This is a genomic window from Candidatus Krumholzibacteriia bacterium (genome assembly GCA_035649275.1).
In the GTDB taxonomy this organism is placed as follows: domain Bacteria; phylum Krumholzibacteriota; class Krumholzibacteriia.
Genome location: DASRJW010000141.1, coordinates 73,236 through 90,931, shown reverse-complemented (window position 1 = coordinate 90,931; position 17,696 = coordinate 73,236). Strand labels below are relative to the sequence as shown.

Below are 17,696 nucleotides of genomic sequence, written 5' to 3'. Positions count from 1 at the left end.
CTTCGCGGTCTCGGTCATCTCGACGAGAAAGGTGCTCTGCCCCCGCGCCAGGTTGTCCGCGGCGCCGACGCGGGTGAAGATTCGATCCACCGGGCCGATGGAGGCGCTCGCCGCCGGCACCCAGCTGCCGGCATGAGCCATCAGCACGATGAGCGCCACTTGGCGGAGGAAGGTGGACTTGCCTCCCATGTTGGGGCCGGTGAGAACGAGGATCTGCGCCTCGCTGCGGGAGAGCTCCACGTCGTTGGGAACGAACTCCTTCTCGAGCAGCGCTTCGACCACCGGGTGCCGGCTCTGCCGCAGCACGATGCGGTCGTCCGCGGTCAGATGCGGCCGCGCATAGTCGCGCTGGTGCGCCACCTGGGCGAAGGCGGCGAGCACATCGAGGGCCGCGAGCGCCGCCACCGTGCGCTCCACTCGGGGTGCCTGCGCGGCGAGCCGGGCGCGGAGAGCAGCGAACAAGCTGGTTTCGAGGCGCACGCGCTCGTCTTCGGCGCGCAGCACCAGCTGCTCCTTCTCCTTCAGCTCCGGCGTGATGTAGCGCTGCGCTCCCACCAAGGTCTGCTTGGGGCTATAACGCTCCGGCACCTTCTCCACTTGCCCGCGAGGGACCTCGAGGTAGTAGCCGAAGACCTTGTTGTAGCCGACCTTGAGCTTGCCGATGCCGCTCGCGGCGCGCTCGCTTTCCTGCAGCGCGGCGATCCACTCGCGCGCCGAACGGGTGGAGTCGAGGAGAGCGTCGAGCTCCTCGGAGACACCCGGACGGATGACGCCGCCAGCGCGCAAGTGCGGCGGCGGTTCGTCCACCAGCGTGCGGCGGACGTCCTCGACCAGGTCCTGCAGCGGGTCCATGGCCTCCCGCAACGCCGCGAGGAGAGTGCCTTGAACGGGCTCCAGCATCTCCCGCAGCAGCGGGATGCGTGCGGCGCCGTCGGCGAAGGCCAGCAGATCGCGTGGTCCGGCGCGGTCCGCGGCGATGCGGCCGAAGCCGCGCTCCAGGTCGCCGAGACGGGCGAGTTCGGCGGCCAGGAGAGCCAGCGCCTCGCTCTCTTGCACCCAATAGCCCACGGCCTCGTGCCGCGCCTCCACAGAGCTGCGCTCGCGCAGCGGAGCACGCAGCCAGCGGCGCAGCAGGCGCGAACCCATGGAGGTGCGGCAGGCGTCGAGATGGTGCACCAGGGTCACCGAAGCGTCCTGGCCGCGGCTGGAGCGGAAGATCTCCAGGTTCGCCAGCGTGTCCTCGTCGAGGAACATCTCCGCCGCCGGGCGCACCACCTGCACCCGCGTCACCGCTTCGAGCCGGCTCCGCTTCAGCCGGCCGCCGTACTCGAGCAAGGCGCCGCCCGCACGGACGCCCTCGGGCACGTCACCGCAATCCAAGCCCTCGAGCGAGGCGGCGCCGAAGTGGCGCAGCAGCGCCTCTCGCGCCAGGCGCGGTGTGAACAGCGCTTCTTCCACGTAGGTGAGCGGCAGGGTTTCGAAGCGCCGCTGCAGCGTCGCGGCGAAGGGGCTTCCCATGCAGCTCTGGGGCAGGAACAACTCCCGGGGGGAATAGCGCGCCACGAGGTCGAGGCTCTCGGCCTCGACACGCTCGCCGAGACCGAACTCGCCGGTGGAGAAATCGAGGAAGGCGAAGCCCACGCTTCGCCCCACGGCCTCCGGCACGGCGAGACAGAAGGCGTAGTGGTTGTCCCGTTCGGCGAGCAGCTCGGGCACGAGCGCCGTCCCCGGCGTCAGCACCTCGGTGACGGCGCGCTGCACCAGTCCCTTCGCCAGCGCCGGATCTTCCACCTGATCGCAAACCGCGACCTTGTAGCCGGCGCGCAACAGGCGCGCGATGTAACCGCTGGCGCTGTGGTAGGGCACGCCGGCCAGGGGGACCGGCGTTTCGGAGGCGCGATCGCGGCTGGTGAGGGCGATGCCGAGGACGCGGCTGGCGATCGCCGCATCACCGTGGAAGGTCTCGTAGAAGTCTCCCATGCGGAAGAGAAGGATGGCGTCCTGATGCTGGCGCTTGATCTCCTGGTACTGCGCCATCATGGGAGTGAGCTTCGTGGCCGGAACGGCCGGTTCCCTGCCTGGCTCCGGCATCCGGCTCATGGCGACTCCGGCCGGACGAGCCGCCACTCCATGCCGAGGGGTTCGAGCTTGGCGCGGGCGTGCGCCGTCGCCGCACTGGCGCTCGTGAAGGGGCCGAGGGCGACGCGGTAGAAATGGCGCTCCCCTTGTTGCACCGGGTCGACCCGCACCGGGCCGATGTCGGGCGGCAGACGATCGCGCAAGCGGAGCGCGTTGGCTTGGCTCTCGAAGACGCCGATTTGCAGCAGCAACGACCCGGGCGGCAACGCGGCTGCCGCGCCCGCGGGCGTCGTCGTCGCACCCTCTGCGGCGGTCGCTGCACCGCCCGAGGCCGGCGCCTGGCGGAGAGAGGTCAGTGTCGCCGCGATCATCTCGTTCTCCGGGGCGGTGGCGAAGCGGCGCTGCAGGGTTTCCGCCGCCGTGCGCGCCTCCGCGGCTCGACCGAGCTCCGCCTGGCACTCCGCCTGCCAGAGCAAGACCGTGGGTAAGAAGTCGCCCCCGGAAGCAGCGAGCGGGGCCAGCTCCTGGAGAGCCGCCTCGGCACCGCGTGTGGCGCGGGCGGCCCAGGCGCGGAGCAGGGATGCCCGCGGCGAGGCGGGCAGTCCTTTCAAGGCGGCGGCAGCGCGTTCCGCCTCTTCGAGGCCGATCCAACTGGCGGCGACGAGAAGACGGGACTCGTCATCGGTGGCGTCCTCGAGACGGGAGCGCACGCTGTGATAGTTGCCCCGCGCGAAATCGAGACGCGCCAGCTCGAGAACGGCGCGTTGGTGGACCGCACCGCTGGGCGCAGCCTGCTCCGCCTCTCGCCAGGCGCGCCTCGCTTCCTTGGCGTCCGGGCTCAGCTCGGCGAGGAGCAGGTAGGCTTGCCCGCGGCTCTCACCCTCGAGCTCGGGCAACGCCGCGAGCAGGCGCTCGTGGGCCTCGGCGTACTGCAGCCGCCGTTGCAGCGCCCGCGCTTCCTCGAGCACATTCGCCTGCCCCACCGCCGCCGCGGGCAACAGCAGGGAGAAGAGCAGCGCCACACCGCTCCAGCGCCGAGCGGGACGCCCGCTGCCGCTCCGGATCACCGCGCTCCCGATGGGGGCGTCACGATCCTTGCCTTGCCCGACTCGAAGTCTCATGCGCCGCGTCTTCCTGCCGCTTGCAGCAGACCCACATGGGTGTCGATGAGCTGCCGAGCCTCCTGCGTCTTCCCCTGCTCCAGCAGCAAGTGGGCGAGCAACTGGAACGCCCGGGGCGAATCCGGAGCTTGCTCGAGGGCGGCGCGCAGCAGGCGCTCTGCCTCTTCCACTTGCCCTTTCTTCGTGGCCAGCTTGCCGGCGGCGAGCAGGGCCTGCTGGTCCCGTGGTCGTCGCTCCAGGATCTGAGCGTAGATGCCTTCGATGTCGCTGAACTTCCCTAGATCGAAGTACACGCGCTCGAGCCGATCATAGAGCTCGGGCTCGACGTCGCTGGTGGCGAAAGCGAGCTTCTGCCAGTAGTAGAGAGCGCTCTCCAAGTCGCCTTCCTCGTGCACGAGATCCCCCAAGGCGAGCAGCGCCGGCTCGCAGTTGCCGTTTTCCTTCAGCGCTTCCTGGAAGTAACGCTTCGCTTCGGCCCGCTGTTCCTGCTGCCGGCAGCGCTCGCCCATGGCGGCGAGGAAGCGCGCCAGCTCGGCCCGTTCCTGCGTACCGTCGCCGCGGAGCGCCCGGATGGCGCGTTCCGCCGTGACGTAGTCGCCGCAGAGCAGCGCCTCCTGGGCGATCTCTCGTTGCAGCGGCCCGTCACGCCCATCCTGGGCCAGCTGCTGCAGCGCCGCCAGGGCCTCGCGCCTCCGGCCGAGGGCGCGGTAATCCTCCACCAGGCAGCGTTGCACCAGGGTGCGCTCCTCCGGCGTGAGATCCTGGCGCACGGTCAGGGTCTGATGGATCTGCAGGGCCGTGGCGTGATTGCCACGGCGGCGCAGCACGCTGCCGAGCTTGATGTAAACGTCCGCACTCGTGCTCCCGGCGTGGGCGGCACGCCGCAAGCTGTCCAGGGCACCGTCCCAGTCGTCGTTCAAGATGTAGTTGAGGGCAGCGGCGTAAGGGTCTGTGCCCGAAGCGACTTTGCGCGGCCCGCGACCGATGATGTAGAGGAAGCCGCCGGAAATCAGAAGCAGCCCGAGCCAGAAGACGAATGCCTCGGCGGACAAGACAGCCCTCCCGGCTTCAGCGCTCCGCGGGCCGTGAACCCGGGGTTTCCCTGGCGGTGTCCAGACCAGCCAGGGGCAAGTTGCGTAGCGCGGTGATCTCGTCGTCGAGGCGCAGGTTCTCGCGCCGCAGGCGGCGGATCTCGTTGCGCAACGCGAACTCCCGGAACACCATGAGGCCGAAGACCAGGATGGCGCCGCAGAGCATGGCACAGAAGAGAACGACGTTGAGCGCCAGGTTCTGATAGGTGCGGGTGAAGAGTGTGAGCGAGGTGTGGTGCTCCACGTTGACGACGGCGAGTGCGAGCACCGAAGCGACCACGACGAACACGAGCAGGCTACGCACCAGCCACACGGGCGCTGCACCTCCAGCCGCCGGCCCTGCGCCCTTCCGCCGGCCCCGACCGGCGCGGCACAACGCGCACCGCCGCCGGGAGAGGGGCGGCGAGGCCCCCTCCCCCAGCGCGGCACGCTTCCGGCTCAGAGTTCGTCGTCGTCCATTTCCTCGGCGGCGACGAGCTCCGCGTCGCCCTCGCGACCGTTGCTGGAATCCTCTTCGGAGATCGGCCGCCGGGTGCCGAACTTGGCGTTGAAGGCGGCCAGATCCTCGGCGGTGGCATCCTCCATGTAAGCGCGCACGGAAAGCACGATACGCCGGTTCGCCGGGTCCATCTTGATCACCTTGAGGGGGATCCGCTCGCCGACACCGAAGTACTCGGCGGGCTTCTTGATGTCCTCCGGCAGGAGGTGCGAGACGGGGACGAAGCCCTCGACGCCTGAACGCAGCTCCACAACGATGCCGCGATCCAGGAGACGTTCCGTCGTTCCCTCGAGCACGGTCCCGACGATGTATTCCCGCGCCAGGTCGTCCCAGGGATCGTCCATGGTCTGCTTGATGCCGAGGCTGATGCGCCGGCTCTCGCGGTTGACCTCCAGGACCTTGACCCGCACCACGTCGCCCTTCTTCACCACTTCACTCGGGTGGCGGACGCGCTTGGTCCAGGACATGTCGGAGATGTGCACCAGGCCATCGATGCCTTCCTCGATCTCGACGAAGGCACCGAAGTTGGTCAGGTTGCGCACCTTGCCCTCGAGGGAGGTGCCGGGCGGGTACTTCTCCGCCAGCGTCTCCCAGGGATCCGGCTCGGTCTGCTTCAGACCGAGGGAGATCTTCTCGTTCTCCGGGTCGATCTTCAGCACCATGACCTCGATCTCGTTGCCCACGGAGACGATCTTGGAGGGATGGCGCACGTGCTTGGTCCAGGACATCTCGGAGATGTGGATCAGGCCCTCGACGCCGCGCTCCAACTCCACGAAGGCGCCATAGTCCGTGATCGACACGACCTTGCCCTTGACCCGCGTGCCCACCGGGTATTTCTCCGCCACTTCCTTCCACGGGTACGGCTGCAACTGCTTGAGACCGAGGGAGATGCGCTCGCGGTCTCGGTCGAAGTCGAGGACCTTGACCTCGAGCTCTTGGCCGATGGAGACGACCTCGCTCGGGTGCGCCACCCGCCCCCAGGAGAGGTCGGTGAGGTGCAAGAGGCCGTCGATGCCGCCCAGGTCCACGAAGGCGCCGAAGTCGGTGATGTTCTTCACCGCGCCCTTGCGGATCTGCCCCTTCTCCAGCTCGGCGATGATCTTCGTCTTCTGCTTGGTGCGCTCCTCCTCGAGGACGACCCGACGGGAGACGACGATGTTGCGCCGGCGCTTGTTGAGCTTGATGATGCGGAACTCCAGCTCCTGGCCGATCAGGGCATCGAGATTCGGCACCTGCCGTAGCGCCACCTGCGAACCCGGCAGGAAGGCGTCGACACCGTAGAGCTTGACCACGAGGCCGCCCTTGATGCGGCGGTCCACCGTGCCCTTCACCGTTTCGGTGCTGTCGTAAGCGGCCTTGATCCGGTCCCAGACCTTGAGGAAGTCGGCGCGCGTCTTGGAGAGGACGATGAGACCGTCCTGATTCTCCATCTTCTCGAGGTAGACCTCGAAGGACTGGCCCACCACGAGCTCCGCCGGATTGTCGAACTCGGCGATGGGGATGGCGCCTTCGCTCTTGAAGCCGATGTCCATGAGCACTTCGACCGGCCCGATGCCGACGATGGTGCCCTTGACGATCTCGCCCTCGCCGAAATCGCGCAGCGTCTCGTCGTACTCCAGCACCTGCTTGAGGAAGGCATCGCGCGTCAGCGCCTGGGCGTCGGGATCGTCGAACTCGAAGTTGAACGGCTTCACCTGCGCCGCCGGCGTGCGCTTCTTGGGCCGGCGCTCCTCTTCCTCGTCGTCGAAGCCCCGGCGGCCGTGGCCGCCACTGCGACCACGCCAGCCCCCTCGGCTGTCGTCCCGCGGACCGCGACGCCGCGGCCCGGAGTCCGAGGTCGCCGTGGCGGTCCTGGACTCTCGCCCTGCGCCCCGCGACCCTGGAGTGTCACCTCCTTCCGGCGCGCGCTCGGCGCGCCTCGATTCCTCGTTGCGGAGCGTGTGACTCTCGTCCAGCATGAAGCGGATTCCTCCTTAATTCATAAAGATTTCCCCGAAAAATATTGGGGGACAATCGAGCTACCCTAGCAACCTCCGTCCAGGATCGCAAGGCCGGAACGGCCCGGACCGCCAGGGTCTGGAGGGCCTCAGGGTCAGGGCTCGGGGCCGGCGGGGGCGAAAATGCCGGGAAGTTCGAGCCCGGCGAGGGGGACGCGGGCAGCGGAGCGCAGCATCAACCCGGCGATGTGCTCCATGGCGAGCGCCCCTGCCTGGGCGTAACCGTCCGGGTCGTCGGAGAGTGCGCCGAGGACGAAGGGTTCGCCGACCCACACCTCCAGCGGCTGGCGGCGCAGGAAGCGTGGCCGGCGGTCGCGGCTGCCGCGGACGAAGACGGGGACGATGGGCCGCCCGGCGCGGCGGGCGACGTAACCGAAGCCCCAGCGCGACCTGCCGAGCCGGCCGGGCTTCTGGCGTGTGCCTTCCGGAAACATGAGGACGTTCTCGCCCGCCTGCAGCAGCGCCACGGCGCGATCGAGGGCGGCGTAATCCGCCGTGCCTCGCTGGATCGGGAATGCATTGAACAGACCGATGAGCCAGCCGAAGGCGCCGCTGCGGAAGAGCTCGCTCTTGGCGACGAAGCAGGACTCGAAGGGCACGGAGGCGCCGGCGAGCGGCGGATCCAGGCCGGAGATGTGATTGCAGGCGACGAGGGCGCTGCCAGTCAGCCGGGAGGCGGGGTGCACCTCGCAGCGCAAGCCGCAGGCGGCGCGGAAAAAGGAGCTGATCAAAACGTGGGCGCAGCGGAAGCGCCGGCGGCGAAAGGGCCGGTAACCCGGCTGGGCCCAGTCCTCGGGGACGAAGGTGTGTGCTGCCGCCGTCGTCGTTCCCGCTTCGACACAGCGGAGCGCGAGCGCCACCACGGCGTCGAGCTGCGCTTCGATCCCGAGCTCGGTGGTGTCCAGCTCGATGGCGCCGGCGGTGCGGCGGAGCGGCGCGGAAGAGCGCGTCGTGTCGGCGCGGTCCCGCGCTTCGATCTCCTCCTCCACCGCTTGTCGCGGCCGCGCGTTGCCGCGGGCGGCTTCCTCCTCCTGCCGCCGCGCGGCGCGGGCGGCGACGTCGGCGGTGAGGAAGATCTTCAGGTCCGCCTGGGGCAAGACGACGCTGCCGATGTCCCGCCCCTCCATCACCGTGCCGCCCGCCGCCGCCAAGCGGCGCTGCAGGTCGAGCATGGCAGCTCGCACCGCGGGCCAAGCGCTCACCTGCGACACCATCGCCGTCACCTGCGGATGGCGGATCGCGCCACTCACGTCTTCGTCCCCGAGATACACACGCTGCCCGGCGGCGTCGGACTCGACGCGCAGCCGGGCCGTCTGCACCAGCGCGGCGAGGGCCGCCTCGTCGCCTGGCTCCACCCCCGACCGTTGCGCTGCCAAGGTCACCGCGCGGTAGAGCGCGCCGGTGTCGAGATAGCGCAGGCCGAGCCGCGCCGCCACGCCACGCGCCGTGGTGCTCTTCCCCGCCCCGGCGGGACCATCGATGGCGATGACGAGCCGGCGCAGCGCCGCGGCGCGGGCGGCAGCCCGGGCCGCGAGCGACTCCCGTTCGCCGGGGCGGAAGGCGAAGCGCGCACCGATCCCGGCGCTCATGCCCCGTCCTTCCCGGACGGGTCGCAACGATCGAGCTGCCGGCCGAGGACGCGGGCCAGCGTCGCCAGCTCCACCATGAGCTTCTCGAAGCGTTGCGGCGTCAGCGATTGCGGGCCGTCGCTGAAGGCTTCTGCCGGCCGCGGGTGCACTTCGATCATGAGGCCGTCGGCGCCGGCGGCGATGGCGGCCCGCGCCATCGGCGACACGAAGCGCCAGTCCCCGGTGCCATGGCTCGGGTCCACGATGACGGGCAGGTGGCTCAAGGCGTGGATCACGGGCACGGCGCAGAGATCGAGGGTGTTGCGCGTCGTGCTGCTGTCGAAGGTGCGGATGCCGCGCTCGCAGAGCACCACCTTGTCGTTGCCCTCGGAGAGGATGTACTCGGCGCAGAGAAGGTATTCCTCGATGGTGGTCATCAGGCCGCGCTTGAGGAGGACGGGCTTGCCGCTTTGACCGATCTCGCGCAGCAGATCGAAGTTCTGCACGTTGCGCGCCCCGATCTGCAAGATGTCGGCATAGCGCGACACGAGCTCCACGTGGCGCGTGTCCATGACCTCCGTCACCACGGCGAGACCGGTGGCGGTGCTCGCCTCGCGCAGGAGCTCCAAGCCTTCCCGTCCGAGGCCCTGGAACGAGTAGGGCGAGGTGCGGGGCTTGAAGGCGCCGCCGCGCAGCACCGAAGCTCCGGCGGCCTGCACGCGCCGCGCCACCTCGAAGAGTCCTTCCCGGGTCTCCACCGAACAGGGCCCGGCCATGACCACGACGCGACCCCCGCCGATGGCGACTTCCCCCACCGGGACGACCGAATCCTCCTGGCAGTACTCGCGGCTCGCCTGCTTGTAGGGTCGCGTGAAGGGCAGAATGGCGGCGACACCGGGGAGCAGCTCCACCTGGCGATCCTGGAGGAGCGTGGCGTCGCCGATGACGCCGAGCACCAGGCCGTCGGCGCCGCGGGAACGGCGCGTGCGGCAGCGCAGCTGCTGCAGCAAGCGCTCGACCCGATCCACCTGGCGTTTCGTGGCATTGGGGCGGAAGACGATGCGCATCCGGCTCCCCTCTCAGGCGGGCGCCGAAGGCGCGGGGGCGACGCGCGCCGTCTGCAACGCCGCCCGTTCGGCGGCATCGAGAGAGCGGAGCGACCCCGGCGGCAGAGCGGCGAGATGGAGCGGGCCGACACGGACGCGGTGCAAGTGCAGGAGCGGAACGGCGAGAGCCTGCAGCATGCGGCGGATCTGCCGCTTGCGGCCCTCGTGCAGGACCAAGCGAAGGACGATGCCGCTCGCGCTCGTTTCCAGCTGGACCTGGCACGGGGCGGTGCGGCCGTCGTCGAGGTCGACGCCGCTCTGCAAGCTCTCCAGCTCCGCCGGCGTGAGGGCCCGTCCGACCTCTGCTTCGTACTCCTTCTCCATCCCCCAGGAAGGATGGGTGAGCTTGAAGGCGAGGTCGCCGTCGTCGGTGAGGAGGAGGAGCCCGGTGGTGTCTCGATCCAGGCGCCCGACCGGGAAGAGACGCGCCGTGATGCCGTGCTGCTTGACGAAATCGAGCACCGTCGGCCGGCCCTGGGGATCGCGGGCGGTGCTGACGACGCCCGCTGGCTTGTGGAGCATCCACACGCCACCAGAGTGAGGGCGGACCTCGGCGCCGTCCACGGTGACCCGGTCGGCGGGACCAATCTGGGTTCCGAACTGCCCGGGCTCGCCGTTGACCCGCACTCGACCGCTCTCGATCAAAGCGTCGCAGCCGCGGCGGCTGCCGAGGCCGCACGCGGCCAGATAACGGTTCAAGCGCATGCTCTCGCCTTCAGCCGGCGTCCGGTTCCGCCGCGGGTGGCTCCTCGCCGTCGTCCTCCGGCGCGGCCGGCGCCGGCGGCGCGCTACTGCGGCGGTCGCGCCGTTCCAGCCCCACCTGCGCGGTCAAGGTCTCGATGGCCTCGCCTCGGGCCTCCAGCTCGGCGTCGAGATCCTCCAGCGTCGGCAGGTTCTGCTGCCGCAGCTTCTCTTCCATCCGCGCGGCGGCGAAGCGTCCTTCCTCGCTCGCCGGTTCGGCGGCGGGCGCCGTCGCCAGCTCCTGCGCCTCCTCCTCTTCGAGGCGGCGGGTTTCTTCCTCCCGCGCTGCCAGCATCGCTTCCAACTCCTCCAAGCTCGGCAGGTCGTGGAGCGAGTCGAGACCCAGGTACTGGAGGAACTCCGGCGTCGTGGCGTAGAGCAACGGCCGGCCGACGCTGTCGGCGCGGCCGGCGATGCGCACCAGGTTGCGCTCGAGCAGGGTCTCCACGACGCCGCCGCTGCCGACGCCGCGGATGGCGTCGATCTCCGGGCGCGTGGTGGGTTGCTTGTAGGCGATGATCGCCAGCACTTCCAGGGCGGGCCGGGTGAGGCGCACGCGGCGCTTGCCGACGAAGAGCCGGCGCACCACGTCCGCCAGCTCCGGTCGCGTGCACAGCTGGTAACCGCCAGCCACGCGCTGCATGCGGATGGCGCGGTCGTCGGCGGCGTAATCCCGCTCCAGTGTTTCGAGCGCGGCCTGGATGTCCGCCCGCGCCGTCTCCGGGAGGACCTCCTGCAGTCGGGCCAGCGAGAGCGGCGCTTCGCTGGCGAAGAGCAGCGCTTCGATTTCGGCTTTGAGGCTCATGCTTCGTTCTCCACCCCGGCTGTCGAGCTGTCCTCCCGCCGAGCGTCGCGCTCGGGAGCGCGATCGGCCGGGAAGATCCACAGGTCGCTGAAGCTCTCCGCTTGGTGCGCCTTCAAGGCCCGCGCCTTGATGAGCTCGAGGAGCGCCATGAAGGTGACGATGACCTCGAGGCGCGAACGCGCCCCTTCGAACACGTCACCGAAGCGCAGGCGCCCGGCCTCTTGCAACCGGGACTGTAGCCAGGCGGTGCGTTCCTCCAGGTGCACCGGCTCGAGCACCACTTCGTGGGTGGTGACGATCTCGAAGCGGCGCAACACGCCTTGCAGGGCCTGCATCAGCCGCGGCAGGTCGACGCTGAAGATCTCCTCCTCGCCGTGCTCCTTCGCTTCCTCCAGCAGCGCCGCATCGAAGGGGCGCGTGTAGGTGCGCAAGCTGTCGCGCTCCCGGTCCTCCAGCTTCTGCGCCGCTTCCTTGAACTTCTTGTACTCCAGCAGGCGTTGCACGAGCTCGGCGCGGGGATCCTCCTCGTTCTCCTCCCCCGGGCGCTGCACCGGCAGCAGCAGTCGCGCCTTGATGCGCAGCAGCGTGGCCGCCATGACCAGGAAATCCCCGGCGATGCCGAGATCCAGGCGCTCCAGCATCTCCACGTGCCGCAAGTACTGCTCGGTGATGCGCGCGATGGGGATGTCGTAGATGTCCATCTCCTCGCGCTGGATGAGATACAGCAGCAGATCGAGGGGACCCTCGAACTGCTCGAGCTTGACGACGTAGGTCATGCTTCCCCTCCCGGCGGCCGCCGCAGGCCGCCCAGCCCCATGACGGCCCGCACCTCGCGCATGGTGGCCTCGGCGCGAGCGCGGGCCCGCTCGTTGCCGTGGCGCAGGATCGTGTCCAGCTTCTCCGGCTCCGCTTCCAGCCCCGCGCGCCGCTGCCGCGCCGTGGCGAAGGTGGCGGCGATGTTCTCGGCCGCTTCCATCTTGCAGTCGAAGCAGCTGCGCACCTTTGCTCCGGCGCGGCATTCGTTGGCGATGGTCGGCAGCGCCGCCGCCGGCGAGAAGCGCTGGTGGTAGACGAAGACCGTGCACGCTTCGGGATGGCCGGGGTCGTCCTGGCGCACCCGCTGCGGATCGATAGCGGTACGGCGCAGGCGCTGCTGGATCGCCTCCGGCGGCGCGGTGAACTCCACCGTGTTGCCGAGCGACTTGCTCATGCGCTGCCCGTCGATGCCCGGGAAGCGGGCGAACAGGGTGAGCTTGGTCTCGGGGATGGGGAAGACGTTGCCGAAGGTGTTGTTGAAGCGCCGGGCGATCTCCCGGGTCATCTCCACGTGCGGCGCCTGGTCTTCCCCCACCGGTACCAAATCGCCCTTGTAGAGCAAGATGTCCGCGGCCTGCAGCACCGGGTAGCCGATGTGGCCATAGCTGACGGTTTCCTCCAGGCCCAGGTCGCGCACCTGATCCTTCACCGTGGGGTTGCGCTCGAGCCGGGAGAGCGAGATGAGCATGGAGAAGAGAAGGTGCAGCTCGGAGTGCTCCGGCACCTGGGACTGCACGAAGAGCGGGGCCCGCTCCGGGTCCAGTCCCGCCGCCAGCCAGTCGATCACCATCTCCCGCGTTTGGGCGGCGATCTGTTTCGTGTCCAGGTCGGTGGTCAGGGCGTGCAGGTCGGCCACCATGAAGTACGACTCGTACTGGTTCTGGTATTGCAACCAGTTCTCCAGGGCCCCGGTGTAGTTGCCGAGATGCAACCGCCCGGTGGGACGCATGCCGCTGAGCACCGTGGGCACGTGGACGCTCCTTCCCGCGAGACCGTCCCATGCTAGCACAGGGTCCCGCCGCGCCCGAACGCGGAAGGTGGATTCAGGCGCGGGGATGGAAGGTGCGGTAGACCTCGTGCAGGTACTGCCGGTCCACGAGCGTGTAGATCTGCGTCGTGCCGATGTCGGCGTGACCGAGGAGCTCTTGGACCACGCGCAGGTCCGCCCCGCCTTCGAGTAGATGGGTGGCGAAGGAGTGGCGGAGCGTGTGAGGCGAAAGCGGCGCGGTGATCCCGGTGGCGGCGGCGTGCTTGCGCAGCAGCTTCCAAAAGCCCATGCGCGAGAGCTTGCCGCCGCGGGCGTTCACCAGAAGAGTCGGTGCCAGGCGGCCGCGCAGGAGGCGGGGCCGGCCGTCCGTGAGCCAGCGCGTCGCCGCTTCCACCGCGGCGCGGCCGACGGGCACCAGTCGTTCCTTGGCGCCCTTGCCGAAGACCCGGACGAGACGATGCTCGCGGTCGAGCGCTTCGAGCGGCAGGGCGCAGATCTCCGAGACCCGGAGCCCGGCGGCATAGGTGAGCTCCAGCGCCGCTCGATCGCGCTGCCCGAGCGGCGTCGTCGCCGCCGGAGCTTGCACGAGCTTCTCCAGGTCGAGGACCGAGAGCACGGCGGGAAGTCGCAGACCCCGTCGCGGGCCGCGCAGTCCCTCGAGGGGCGACTGGGGCGCCAGACCTTCGAGGACGAGGAAGCGGTGGAAGCCGCGCAGTGCAGCTAGGCGCCGCGCTCGTGTGGCTGCGCTCATGCCCGCCTCGGTCTGCGCCGCCAAGAAGGCGTGCACATGCCGCCGTTCCACCGCGGCGGGGTTGCCGATGCCTTGCGTCGTGAGGTGATGGAGATAGGTGTCGAGGTCGCGGCCGTAGGAATCGAGCGTCGTTGCCGCGAGGCCCCGTTCCACCATGAGGTGCACGAGGTAGCGCTCGCGGGCCCGGGAGAGGGCGCTTCTCGGCCGCGCTTCAGGTTCCACCGGCCCCGCCTTCCATCTCCAGGTCGAATTCCCGCGCCTGGAGGTCGCCGCTGTCATCGGCGGCGGGCGCCAGCGGCGCCTCCGCTTCTTCCGCCGCTGCCGCGGTGCCCTCTTGAGCATGCGTGGTGCCGGCGCGGAGCGCCGGATGGGAAAGCACGGCGAGGATGCGCTCCGCCGTCGCTGGGCCGACGCCGTGCACGGCGCGCAGCTCCTCGGCGCTGGCGCGGCTCACCGCTTCCACCGAGCCGAAGCGCCGCAGCAGTGCGATCCGTGTCTTCGTGCCCACACCAGGGATGTCGTCGAGGGCGGAGCGCACCAGTTCCTGGCCGCGGAGCCGGCGATGGTAGCCGATGGCGAAGCGATGGGCTTCGTCGCGGATGCGCTGCAACAGCTTGAGTGCCGGCGAGCTCCGGGGCAGCACCAGGGGCTCGGCGGTGCCGGAGCGGAAGATCTCTTCCTGCCGCTTCGCTAGGCCCAGGAGGTGCACGCGCTGCCCGAGCTCCAGCGCGGCCAGGGCTCGCTCCGCCGCCCCGAGTTGGCCGCGGCCGCCGTCCACCAGCACCAGCTCCGGGAGCGTCAGGCCGTCCTGCACCAGGGAGCGGAAGTGCCGTTCCACCACGTGCTCCATCATGGCGAAATCGTTGGGCGCGGCGATGCCGCGGATGCGGAAGTGGCGGTAGCGGTTCTTCACCGGCTGCCCCGCTTCGAAGTGCACCAGCGAAGCCACCGGATGGGAACCCTGGAAGTTGGAGATGTCGAAGCACTCGATGCGCCGCGGCAGCTCGCGGCTGCCCAGCACCTCGCGCAGCTGCACCACCTCGTCGGGGGCGCGCCGTCCGGCCTTGCCGTGGGCGATGAGCCACTCGTCCAGCTTCAGGGTGGCGTTCTTGAGCGCCAGCGCCAGGAGCGTGTGCTTCTCGCCTCGTTGCGGCACGGTGAGACGGACGCTCCTGCCCGCCTTCTCGGCGAGCCAGTCGACCAGCAGCTCGGTTTCCTCCAGGACCTCGCTGGTGAGGATCTCCTCCGGGATGGAGCGAGTGGAGTTGTAGTACTGCTGGAAGAAAGCGGCGAACGCCGCCACGTCGCTCTCCTCGCCGGCGGCGAAGTAGAAGGTCTCGCTCGCCAGGAGCTTGCCACCGCGGATCTTCAAGACGACGCCGGCAGCGTCTTCACCATCACGCCGCATGGCCAGGGCGTCCCGGTCCACGTCCTGCCCCACCAGGGTGCGCAAGCGGTCGGTGCTGCGCTCGATGGAGCGCAGCTGATCCCGCGTGCGTGCGGCACGTTCGAATTCGAGCCCCTCGCTCTCGGCTTGCATGCGGGCGCGCAGCCGGTTCACCAGCTCGGTGGTGCGCCCGCCGAGGAACAGGCGCACGTCGTCCATGGCGCGGTGGTAGTCCTCCCGGCTTTGCAGGCCCACGCAGGGTGCCTGGCACATCTTGATGTCGTAGTAGAGACAGGGGCGGTCGATGCCCTCCAGCGACTCGGGCGTGCAAGGCCGGCACTGGAAGACACGCTGCAAGAGTCCGAGGGTGCGGCGCATGGCGCCGACATCCGAATAGGGTCCGAAGTATTCGCTGCCGTCGTGCACCAAAGTGCGGGTCAAGAACACCCGCGGGAAGGGATCGTTGCTCACCCGGATGTAGGGGTACTTCTTGTCGTCCCGGAGCCGGATGTTGTAGCGCGGCTTGTACTCCTTGATGAGGTTGCATTCCAGGACCAGGGCTTCCACCTCGGTGCGGGTGCTGACGTAATCCACGTCACGCGCCCGTCCCATGAGCACCCGGGTCTTCGGATGCGCTTCCGGACCCGGGTTGAGGTAACTCCGCACCCGATCCCGCAGCGACTTGGCCTTGCCCACATAGAGCACCTTGCCGCGGGCATCCTTGAAGAGGTAGACGCCGGGCTCCTCCGGCAGGGAGCGGATGCGCTCGGCGAGCGCGGTGGACGCCGCAGACGCCGCGGCCGTGGTCGGCGGCGCGGTGGACTCCGCAGAGGCCGCGGCCGTAGTCGGCGCCGCGGCATCCGGCGGCGCCGGTTTCTGCGTGGGGTCCTCAGGAATCGTCGTGCCTCCGCTGGGTCGAGAGGCCCTCTGCCAGCGTCGAGCGGCCTCTCCGGCCAGTGTAAGGAGGAGAGCGCAGTGGGACAACGCCGCGGCTTCTTCGCCGTTGCGCCCCGTCCGGCGGCGGTCGATCATGCCGAGGCGGTCGCCGCGACCGCGAGGGAGGACGTGTCGCACCATGGCGGGTTTCCCGCGCCCCACCCGAGGCTGCCTCGGCGCTTGGGGCTTCGCTTTCCTTCTGCTCGCGTCGGCAGCGGGCCGGGCCCAGGAACCGGTGGACCTGCCGCTCGAGCACTGGGCCTACGAGATGCTGCAGCGCTTCGAGGTGCGTGCCGGCCTGGGGCGTACCGGTCTCGACATGCTGCCGCTCCGCCGCGGGCAGGTGGCGCGTCTCGTCGGCAGGCTGCAGCAGGCGGCGGCACGCAACGAGTGGCGCCCGAGCCGGATCGAAGCGCAACAGCTCGACATGCTGGTCGAGGAGTTCTCCGCCGAGCTCGTGGCCCAAGGCGAAAGCCTGGCGGTGCTGGAGCGGACGGCGCATCGCTGGCGCGGCGCCGACTGGGAGTTCCGGCTCTTCGTCTTCGCCGGTCAGGATGTGCGCTTCGGCCCCACGTCGCCGGGGGCCGCCTTCTCCCAGACCGATGCGCGCCTGAGCTTCGAGCCCGCGGCGGCCCTGGTGCTCCGGCGCGATTTCGCCGCCTTCGTCCCCCTCTCCCTCGTCTGGCGTACCGGCGACGGTGTCTTGCGCCAGAGCGCCGACCCGCGGGCAGGTGAAGCCGAATATGTTTTCGAGCCGCGCGACCGCTTCAGCTTTTCCCGCCGGGTGGAACCCTACGCCCGTTACGTCCATGGTCCGGTGCTGGTGGACATCGGCCGCGAGCACCTGCGCTGGGGGCCGGGGCGGCAGAATGCCCTGCTCCTCCTCGACGAGACGCCGCCCCTCGATCTGCTGCGGCTCGAGCTCGACTTCGGCTGGCTGCGCTTCACGCACGTGGCGGGCGAACTGCGCCCGGCCCAGCTCGAGCCCGAGGACCCCGAGCTGGTGCAGAAGTTCATCGCCGCGCACCGGCTCGTGCTGCAGCCGCACCGGCGGCTCTTGCTCGCCGTCTCGGAGGCCACGGTGTATGGCGACCGCGGTCTCGACCTCGCCTATCTGAACCCGGTGAACGTCCTCTACGTCACCCAGGCCAACATCGGCGATCGGGACAACGCCCTCGGCAGCATCGACGGCAAGCTCCTCCTCCCGGATCTCGAGCTCTACGGCGAGTTCCTCGTCGACGACCTCAACCTGCGGCGCGGCCTCGACGATTTTGGCAACAAGGTGGGCGCGCTGGCGGGGTTCCTCTGGTTGCAGCCGTTCGGTGCCGACGACTGGGACCTGGAGGGTGAATGGAGCTGGGCGAGCCAGTTCACCTACACGCACCAGACACCGATCAACCGCTACGAGCACTACGGACTCAGCCTCGGCAGCCGCGCTGGGCCGGACGCGGATCTGTGGCACCTGGGGCTGCGCCGGCGCTTGAGCCGCGGCTGGTCCCTCCAGGTCTTCTACGACCTGGAGCGCCACGGGGAGGGTGGTCTGGCGGTGGATCAAGAGGAACGCACGAGCGATTCCCAGGATTATCTCTCGGGCACGGTGCAGAGCTCGCACCAACCGGGGTTCGAGCTCCTCTACCGGGGACTGCGCAGTCTCGATGCAGCGCTCGAAGCCCGCTGGCTGCACGTCACGCAGGCACAGCACGATCCGTCGGCGGCGGCGACGACGGACCTGCAGCTGCGGGCCTTGACGCGGGTGGAGTTCTGACCGTTGCCGTCACGCCCCGAGGTGGCGTGATGCACGCCGCCCTCAC

General features: G+C 69.6%; 14 protein-coding genes. 1 reads left to right on the top strand and 13 read right to left on the bottom strand.

Translation table 11 applies throughout. The features are described 5' to 3' along the window. The 13 genes from mutS to uvrC all read right to left on the bottom strand — a co-directional run. On the bottom strand, positions 1-2,100 hold a 2,100-nt coding region (mutS, locus tag VFE28_16030), incomplete at its 3' end, for a DNA mismatch repair protein MutS (protein ID HZM17504.1). Continuing rightward, positions 2,097-3,200: an SPOR domain-containing protein gene (locus VFE28_16025; protein ID HZM17503.1), complete on the bottom strand. Its 1,104-nt coding sequence runs from the start codon at positions 3,198-3,200 to the stop codon at positions 2,097-2,099. The genes mutS and VFE28_16025, both read right to left, overlap by 4 nt. Beyond that, entirely contained in the window at positions 3,197-4,252 is a 1,056-nt protein-coding gene (locus tag VFE28_16020) for a tetratricopeptide repeat protein (protein HZM17502.1), read from the bottom strand. Before VFE28_16020 ends, VFE28_16025 begins: the two co-directional genes overlap by 4 nt. A 16-nt stretch (positions 4,253-4,268) precedes the next feature. Beyond that, positions 4,269-4,604, bottom strand: coding sequence for a lipopolysaccharide assembly protein LapA domain-containing protein (locus VFE28_16015; protein HZM17501.1), 336 nt, complete (start codon positions 4,602-4,604; stop codon positions 4,269-4,271). A 125-nt stretch (positions 4,605-4,729) separates the two neighbouring features. Next, complete coding sequence (locus VFE28_16010) at positions 4,730-6,748, bottom strand: 30S ribosomal protein S1 (protein HZM17500.1); 2,019 nt, start codon at positions 6,746-6,748, stop codon at positions 4,730-4,732. A 134-nt stretch (positions 6,749-6,882) separates the two neighbouring features. Continuing rightward, positions 6,883-8,376 carry a (d)CMP kinase gene (gene cmk, locus VFE28_16005; protein ID HZM17499.1) on the bottom strand — a complete coding sequence of 498 codons (1,494 nt, stop codon included), beginning with the start codon at positions 8,374-8,376 and terminating at the stop codon, positions 6,883-6,885. Beyond that, positions 8,373-9,422 (bottom strand): 3-deoxy-7-phosphoheptulonate synthase, encoded by a 1,050-nt coding sequence (aroF, locus tag VFE28_16000; GenBank protein HZM17498.1) that lies wholly within the window; start codon positions 9,420-9,422, stop codon positions 8,373-8,375. The genes cmk and aroF overlap by 4 nt, the downstream gene beginning before the upstream one ends. A 12-nt stretch (positions 9,423-9,434) precedes the next feature. Further along, positions 9,435-10,166 carry a pseudouridine synthase gene (locus tag VFE28_15995; GenBank protein ID HZM17497.1) on the bottom strand — a complete coding sequence of 244 codons (732 nt, stop codon included), beginning with the start codon at positions 10,164-10,166 and terminating at the stop codon, positions 9,435-9,437. A gap of 10 nt (positions 10,167-10,176) precedes the next feature. Beyond that, positions 10,177-11,007 carry an SMC-Scp complex subunit ScpB gene (gene scpB, locus VFE28_15990; GenBank protein HZM17496.1) on the bottom strand — a complete coding sequence of 277 codons (831 nt, stop codon included), beginning with the start codon at positions 11,005-11,007 and terminating at the stop codon, positions 10,177-10,179. Continuing rightward, positions 11,004-11,783 carry a segregation/condensation protein A gene (locus tag VFE28_15985; GenBank protein ID HZM17495.1) on the bottom strand — a complete coding sequence of 260 codons (780 nt, stop codon included), beginning with the start codon at positions 11,781-11,783 and terminating at the stop codon, positions 11,004-11,006. The genes scpB and VFE28_15985 overlap by 4 nt, the downstream gene beginning before the upstream one ends. Beyond that, complete coding sequence (gene trpS, locus VFE28_15980; GenBank protein ID HZM17494.1) at positions 11,780-12,793, bottom strand: tryptophan--tRNA ligase; 1,014 nt, start codon at positions 12,791-12,793, stop codon at positions 11,780-11,782. The genes VFE28_15985 and trpS overlap by 4 nt, the downstream gene beginning before the upstream one ends. A 73-nt stretch (positions 12,794-12,866) precedes the next feature. Continuing rightward, positions 12,867-13,784 (bottom strand): site-specific tyrosine recombinase XerD, encoded by a 918-nt coding sequence (gene xerD / locus VFE28_15975; GenBank protein ID HZM17493.1) that lies wholly within the window; start codon positions 13,782-13,784, stop codon positions 12,867-12,869. Beyond that, complete coding sequence (gene uvrC / locus VFE28_15970) at positions 13,774-16,026, bottom strand: excinuclease ABC subunit UvrC (GenBank protein HZM17492.1); 2,253 nt, start codon at positions 16,024-16,026, stop codon at positions 13,774-13,776. Before uvrC ends, xerD begins: the two co-directional genes overlap by 11 nt. On the opposite strand from uvrC, the gene VFE28_15965 reads away from it, so the two are divergent. Next, the gene (locus VFE28_15965; protein HZM17491.1) at positions 16,025-17,650 is read left to right on the top strand and encodes a capsule assembly Wzi family protein; all 1,626 of its coding nucleotides are present in this window, start codon (positions 16,025-16,027) and stop codon (positions 17,648-17,650) included. The genes uvrC and VFE28_15965 overlap by 2 nt on opposite strands. The last annotated feature ends 46 nt before the right edge of the window (positions 17,651-17,696 follow it).